The organism is Streptomyces sp. NPDC087310, assembly GCF_044744405.1.
Classification (GTDB): domain Bacteria; phylum Actinomycetota; class Actinomycetes; order Streptomycetales; family Streptomycetaceae; genus Streptomyces.
Window position 1 is genome coordinate 903,591 of the sequence record NZ_JBIUYF010000003.1, and the last position, 7,663, is coordinate 911,253.

The 7,663-nt window shown below is 75.4% G+C and carries 1 protein-coding gene; it reads left to right on the top strand.

What is annotated here, in order from left to right; translation table 11 throughout:
* Window positions 1–159 precede the first annotated feature (159 nt).
* Entirely contained in the window at window positions 160–7,656 is a 7,497-nt protein-coding gene (locus tag ACIO3P_RS14585) for a type I polyketide synthase (protein ID WP_401978156.1), read from the top strand.
* The last annotated feature ends 7 nt before the right edge of the window (window positions 7,657–7,663 follow it).

Consider the following 7,663-nt stretch of genomic DNA (forward strand, 5'->3'; position numbering starts at 1 on the left):
TTCCTTAACTTTTCCCCTCCCGGCGGTCAAGGGCGTGACTGCGATTTCAAGCCATGATCGTGAACTTTGGCGATCTCGGTGCGGTTGTCGTGACCTGTGTCTTGTGCCTATCGTCGGGGGCTGTGGTGCGGCAGGGGCCTACGGGGGTGGGAAAAATCGATGTACAGCAAGCGTTTGCCTGTCCAGCAGCGGGGTAATGTCCGGCGGGGAGAAGAGCCCGCCATTCCTGTGCGCGGTGATGTATTAGCGCCTACGTCGGCGAATGTCCACGACCATGATCCAGTCGCCCTCGTGGGAATTTCCTGCCGATTTCCCGGAGCGTCGGGACCCGCGGAATTGTGGCGCTTGCTGAGTGAGGGTACGGACGTGGTCCGTACGGCTCCGCGGGAAAGGTTCTCCGAGAGTTCACTCGCCGGTTCCGGACTGACCGCGGCGCAGACGAACGCCGTACGCCACGGTTCTTTTCTCGACCGGGTCGACGAGTTCGACGCGGGATTCTTCTCCATCTCCCCGCGCGAGGCGGCGGCGATGGACCCGCAGCAGCGGCTCGCGCTGGAGCTGGGCTGGGAGGCGCTGGAGGACGCGGGGCTCGGCGCCGCCGCGCGGGGCGGGACCACCGGGGTGTTCGTCGGCGCGGCCTCCGGGGACTACGCCGTCCTGCTCGACCGGCTCGGCGCCGCGGCCAGGACCGCGTACACCTTCACCGGCACCCAGCGCGGCGCGATCGCGAACCGGCTCTCCTACTTCCTCGGCCTGACCGGGCCGAGTTACACCGTGGACGCGGGCCAGTCGTCCTCGCTGGTCGCCGTGCACCTGGCCGCCGAGAGCCTTCGGCGCGGCGAATGCGCACTGGCGCTCGCCGGCGGCGTCCAGTTGAACCTCCTGACCGAGAACGCCTTCGCCGCCGCCCGGTTCGGCGCGCTGTCGCCCACCGGCCGCTGCCGTACCTTCGACGCCGCCGCCGACGGCTTCGTACGCGGGGAGGGCGGCGGGCTGGTGTTGCTCAAACCGCTGTCGCGGGCGCTCGCCGACGGCGATCCGGTGTACTGCGTGCTGCGCGGCAGCGCCGTCAACAACGACGGTGGCGGCGACGCCTTCGCCGTACCGGACGGCGCCGCGCAGCGCGAGGTCCTGCGGCTCGCGTACGAGCGGGCCGGGCTGACGCCGGACCGTGCGGGATACGTGGAACTGCACGGCACCGGGACGAAGGTCGGCGACCGGATCGAGGCGGCGGCGCTCGGCGCGGCGCTCGGCCGCCCGGGGGCCCCGCTGCGGGTCGGCTCGGTCAAGACCAACATCGGGCACCTGGAGGCCGCGGCCGGGATCGCCGGACTGCTGAAGACCGCGCTCTGCCTGAAGAACCGGCGGCTGGTGCCCAGCCTCCACTTCACCGCCCCGCCCCCGGACATCCCCCTCGACGCGCTCAACCTGCGGGTCTGCACCGAGACGGCCGTGTGGGACGCGCCGGACGGCGAGCGCGTCGCCGGCGTCAGCTCCTTCGGCGTCGGCGGTACGAACTGCCACGTCGTCCTGACGGACGAGGCCCGCACCCCGGAGCCGTACCCCGCCCCGCGCGCCCCCGTGGGCCCCATGGCGTGGGTGGTGTCGGCCGCCTCCGCCCAGGCGCTGCGGGCACAGGCGGGGCGGCTGGGCGAGGCCGTGGCCGACGGGGGTGTGGCCGACGACCCGCGCGATGTCGCGTTCTCGCTGGCCACCGCCCGCACCCCGCTGCCCGTACGCGCCGTGCTGATCGCCGAGGACCTGGCCGGGTTCTCCGACGCGCTCGCCGCCGTGGAGAAGGGACAGCCCCACCCCTCGGTGGTCACCGGTGTGGCGGGCGACCCCGGACGGACGGCGTTCGTCTTCCCCGGCCAGGGTGCGCAGTGGGCCGGGATGGCCGCCGAACTGCTGGCCACCTCACCGGTGTTCGCCGAGCGGATCGAGCGCTGCGCCGCCGCGCTGGAACCGTACGTGGACTTCTCGCTCACGGACGTGCTGCGGGACGGCGGGGCCGCGCTCGACCGGGTCGAGGTCGTCCAGCCCGCGCTGTGGGCCATGATGATCGGACTGGCCGCGCAGTGGCGCGCGTTCGGTGTGTGCCCCGAGGCCGTCGTCGGCCATTCGCAGGGCGAGATCGCCGCCGCGCACCTCGCGGGCGCGCTGTCGCTGGAGGACTCCGCGAAGATCGTGGCGCTCCGGGCGCGGGCGCTGGCCGCGATCGACGGCACCGGCGCGATGGCCGGGGTCGACCTGCCCGCCGCCGATGTGCGCGCCGCCGTAGACAGCTCCGTCGTGGACGGCTCCGCCGCAGCCGGCTCCGTCACCGTCGCGGCGGAGAACGGGCCCTCCTCGACCGTGATCGCCGGACCGCCCGACCAGGTGCGCCGGTTCGTCGACGCGTGCGCCGAACGGGGGGTGCGGGCGCGGCTGATCCCGGTCGGGTACGCCTCGCACACCGAGGCCGTCGACGTCCTGCGCGAGCGGCTGCTCGGCGAACTGGCCGGGGTGCGGGCGAGGCCGTCCGAGATCCCGTTCTACTCCACCGTCACCGGCACCGTGCTCGACACCACGGGGCTGGACGCGGCGTACTGGTTCCGCAGTCTCCGGCAGCCGGTGCTGCTGCGCCCGGCGACCGAACTGCTGGCGGCACACGGGTTCCGGACGTACGTGGAGGTCAGCGCGCACCCGGTGCTGACGGTGCCGGTGCAGCAGACCCTCGCCGCCGGTCCGCCGGTCGCCGTCACCGGCACGCTGCGGCGCGGGGACGGCGGGCGGCGCAGGCTGCTGATGTCGCTGGCCGAACTGTACGTACGCGGCGTGGACGTGGACTGGTCGGCGGACCGGGACCGGGACCGGGGCGACGCCCGCCGGGTCCCGCTGCCGCGCTACGCCTTCCAGCGGCGCCGGCACTGGCTCGGGGCGGACCCGGGGGCGGACGTTCCGGTTACGGAGGAACCGTCGGCCAGGGACGCGCTCGGGCTGGTCCGTGCCACCGCCGCCGCCGTGCTCGGCCATCCCGACGCGGCCGCCGTCGACCCGGCGGCGACCTTCAAGGCGCTCGGCTTCGACTCCGTCTCGGTCGCCGATCTCGCGGCCCGGCTGAGCGGGGCGCTCGGCCGGGCGCTGTCGCCCGCGGCCGTGTTCGACCACCCGACGCCGGAACTCCTCGCCGGATCGCTGGGCGCGCCTGCCCGCGTCGAGGCCGCGCCCGCCCGGCCCGTCGACGGCGAGGCCGTCGCGATCGTCGGGATGGCCTGCCGCCTGCCGGGCGGCGCCGATTCGCCGGACGCGCTGTGGGACCTGGTGCGGCAGGGGCGGGATGTCATCGGCCCGTTCCCGGAGGACCGCGGGTGGGACCTCGGCGTCCTGTACGACCCCGATCCCGACCGCCCCGGCAGCAGTTACACCCGGTCCGGCGGGTTCCTCGACGACATCGCCGGGTTCGACCCCGAGTTCTTCTCCATCGCGCCGCGCGAGGCGCTGGCGATGGATCCGCAGCAGCGGGTCGTCCTGGAGACCGCGTGGGAGGCCCTGGAACACGCGGGTGTCGATCCGCGGGCGCTGCGGGGCGCGCCGGTCGGGGTGTTCGTCGGGGCCGGGGCGGGGGACTACGGGCCCCGGCTGCACGAGGGCGGCGAGGACGACTCCGGGTATCTGCTGACCGGCACCGTACCCAGCGTCGTGTCCGGCCGGGTCGCCTACACCCTCGGGCTGGAGGGCCCCGCGCTCACCGTCGACACGGCCTGTTCCTCGTCGCTGGTGGCGATCCATCTGGCCGTACGCGCGCTGCGGAGCGGGGAGTGCGACCTCGCGCTGGCCGGCGGGGTGACGCTGATGCCCACGCCAGGGATCTTCGTCGAGTTCAGCAGGCAGCGCGGGCTCGCCCCGGACGGCCGGTCGAAGGCGTACGCAGCGGCGGCCGACGGCACGAGCTGGGCCGAGGGCGCGGGGGTGCTCCTGGTCGAACGGCTGTCGGACGCGCGCCGGAACGGGCACCGGGTGCTGGCGGTGATCCGCGGCTCGGCGGTCAACTCAGACGGCGCGAGCAACGGCATCACCGCGCCCAACGGGCTTGCCCAGCAGCGTGTGATCACCAGCGCGCTGGCCGACGCCGGGCTCACCGCCGCCGAGGTCGACGCGGTGGAGGGCCACGGCACCGGGACCGCGCTCGGCGATCCCGTCGAGGCGCGGGCGCTGCTGGCCACCTACGGGCGCGCGCACAGCGGCGAGGAGCCGGTGTGGCTCGGGTCGCTGAAGTCCAACCTCGGCCACACGCAGGCGGCGGCCGGGGCGGCCGGGGTGATCAAGATGGTCCAGGCCCTGCGGTACCGGCGGCTCCCGGCGAGCCTGCACATCGACGCCCCGTCGTCGCACGTGGACTGGGCGGCCGGCGGGCTCCGGCTGCTGACCGAGGGCCGGGAGTGGCCCGGCGGACGCCCGCGCCGTGCCGCGGTGTCGTCGTTCGGGATCAGCGGGACCAACGCGCATCTGATCCTCGAAGAGGGCGACGGCGAGGACCGGCGGGAGAGCGCCGTTCCCGGACCCGTTCCCGGCCCCGTGCCCTGGCTGCTCTCGGCCGCGACCCCGGAGGCCCTGCGGGCCCAGGCGAAGAGGCTGCGCGCGTTCGCCGCGGAGGGCGGTACGGAGGAGGGCGGTACGGCAGAGGGACGTACGGACGAGGGGACCGACGGCGGGAAACGGGCCGGGGGCATCGCAGGCATCGCCGGCATCGCCGACATCGGGCTGTCGCTGGCGACCACCCGGGCCCGGCTCGCCTGCCGGGCCGTCGTCACCGGCGCGGACCGCGGCGCCCTGCTCGCCGGGCTCGCCGCGGTGGAGTCCGGCGAGGAACCGCCGCGGCGGCGCCCGGACGGCGGGCTCGCCTTCCTCTTCACCGGCCAGGGCGCCCAGTACCTGGGCATGGGCCGCGAACTCGCCGCGTGCTCCCCGGTGTTCGCCTCGGCCCTCGACGAGGTGTGCGCGCATCTGGACGGGCTGCTGCCGAAGCCGGTGCGCGAGGTCGTCCTCGGCGCCGACGCCGCGCTGCTCGACCGTACGGAGTTCGCCCAGCCCGCGTTGTTCGCGCTGGAGACGGCGCTGTTCCGGCTGCTCGAACAGTACGGGGCGCGGCCCGACGCGCTGGCGGGGCACTCGGTCGGCGAGATCACCGCGGCGCATGTCGCCGGGGTGCTCTCCCTGCCGGACGCGTGCGCGCTGGTCGCGGCGCGCGGACGGCTGATGCAGGCGGCCAGGACCGGCGGGCGGATGGCCGCCGTCCGGGCGGGCGAGGACGAGGTGCTGGCCGTGATCGCCGCGCTGGCCCCGGACGGGGCGTGCCTGGCGGCGGTGAACGGACCCGAGTCGGTGGTCGTCTCCGGCGACCCGGCCGCGATCGGCCTGCTGGGCGAGTACTTCGCCGCCCGGGGCCGGGACGTCAAGCGGCTCCGGGTCAGCCACGCCTTCCACTCGCACCACATGGACCGGGCACGGGAGGGCCTTCTGGACGTCCTCGGCGAGCTGTCCTTCCAGGAGCCCGAGATCCCGATCGTGTCCACGGTGACCGGCCGGCCGGCGACGCCCGCCCAGCTCGCCTCGCCGGAGTACTGGGCCGACCAGCTCCGCCTGCCCGTGCGGTTCGCGGACGCGGTCGCCACGCTCGGCGGGCGGGGCGTCGGGACGTTCCTCGAAATCGGCCCGGACGCGACGCTGACCTCGATGCTGCCGGACGTGGCGTGCGCGCCGGTGCTGCGGCGCGGGGGCACCGACGTGACCGAGGCGCTCGGGCATCTGCTGCTCGGCGGCGCCTCCCTCGACCCGGCGACGGTGTTCCCCGGCGGGCACCGGGTGGAGCTGCCCACGTACCCCTTCCAGCGCCGCCGGTTCTGGCGGGACGGTCCGGCGCGTACGGGGGGATCGCTGTTCCGGCTCGACTGGACCGAGGTGCCCGCGGCGGCGGAACCCGACGGAGCCGTCTCGGTGGTACGGGTCGGGGGCGGCGGGTCCAGTGGGGTCAATGGGTCCGGCGGGTCCGGCAGTTCCGGCGGGGACGGGGTGGTGGAGGACGCGTACGAGCGGGTCCACCGGGCGCTGGAGCTGGTACGGGCACGGGCGGCCGGTGACGAGCCGGGCAGGCTCGTCGTCCTCACCCGGGGCGCGGTCGCCGTCGCGGACGAGGACGTCGACCCGGCGCAGGCGCCGGTGTGGGGCCTGCTGCGGTCGGCCCAGGCGGAGTTCCCCGGCCGGTTCGTCCTGGCCGACCTCGACGGGGAGGCGGACGCGGACGCGGGCACGGACACGGAGGCGGATATCGGCCTCGGCTCCGGTCCTGCGGCGACGTCCGAGGCGCTGGGGCGCGCGCTGGCCACCGGCGAACCCCAACTCGCCCTGCGCGGCGGCCGGATCCTCGTGCCCCGGCTGGCGCGAGCAGCCACCGGACCGAGCCGCCCGCCGTCGTTCGGCACGGGCACCGTACTGATCACCGGCGGTACCGGCGCGCTCGGTTCGCTGCTGGCCCGCCACCTCGTCACCGCGCACGGCGTACGGCATCTGCTGCTCACCGGCAGGAGCGGCGCGGCGGCCCCGGGCGCCGCCGCGCTCCGCGACGAACTCGCCGCGCTCGGCGCCGAGGTCCGCGTCGAGGCGTGCGATGTCGCGGATCGCGCCGGGCTCGCTGCGGTGCTCGACAGCGTCCCGTCCGACCGGCCGCTGAGCGCGGTCGTCCACGCGGCGGGCGTCCTGGACAACGCGCTGGTAACGGATCTGACGTCCGATCGGCTCGGTCCGGTGCTCGACCCGAAGGTCCGCGGCGCCTGGCACCTCCACGAGCTCACCGCGGGGCTCGACCTCGCCGCGTTCGTGCTGTTCTCCTCGACTGCCGGGCTGCTGGGCCACGAGGGCATGGCGAACTACGCGGCGGCCAACGCGTTCCTGGACACGCTGGCCCGCCACCGGCACGCCCGTGGCCTGCCCGCGACGTCGCTGGCCTGGGGGCTCTGGGCGACCGGGAGCGCGCTGACCGGGCATCTGGCCGACGCGGATCTGGAGCGGCTGGGCCGGTGGGGGATCAGCCCGCTGTCCCCGGGCCGCGCGCTCACGCTGTTCGACACGGCGGTGGCCTCGGGCGAGGCGTGCCTGGCGCCGGTCGCGCTCGACCCGGCCCGGCTGCGCGCGGGGAGCTGGCTGCCCGCACCGCTGCGCGGTCTCACGGCGGAGCCCGCCGGGGACACCGGTGAGCCGGCGGCGGACCCCGGTCCGGCCGACGGCCTGCGGTCGCTGCCCGCCGGGGAGCTCGAACGGGAACTGACGAAGCTGGTGCGCGGACACACCGCCTCCGTGCTGGGCCGGGACGACCCGGCCCGTATCCCGCTCGACACGGCCTTCAAGGACCTCGGGTTCGGTTCGCTGGCCGCCGTACACCTGCGCGGCAGGCTGACCGCCGCGACCGGACTGCCCGTACCTGCCACGCTCGTGTACGACCATCCGTCTCCCGCCGCGGTGGTGCGGTGCCTCCGGAAGCTGATCGCGCCGGCGGACGGGACCGGGGCCGGGACCGGGGACCGGGCCGGGAACGGGACCAGGGACGAAGAGGACCCGATCGACGGGATGGACGCCATGAGCCTGGTGCGCATGGCGCTGGACGCCGGACTTTCCGACTGAGGAGCTG

Coding starts and splice junctions, on each gene's coding strand:
- ACIO3P_RS14585 (WP_401978156.1), top strand. CDS start 160: ATGTACAGCAAGCGTTTGCCTGTCCAGCAGCGGGGTAATGTCCGGCGG.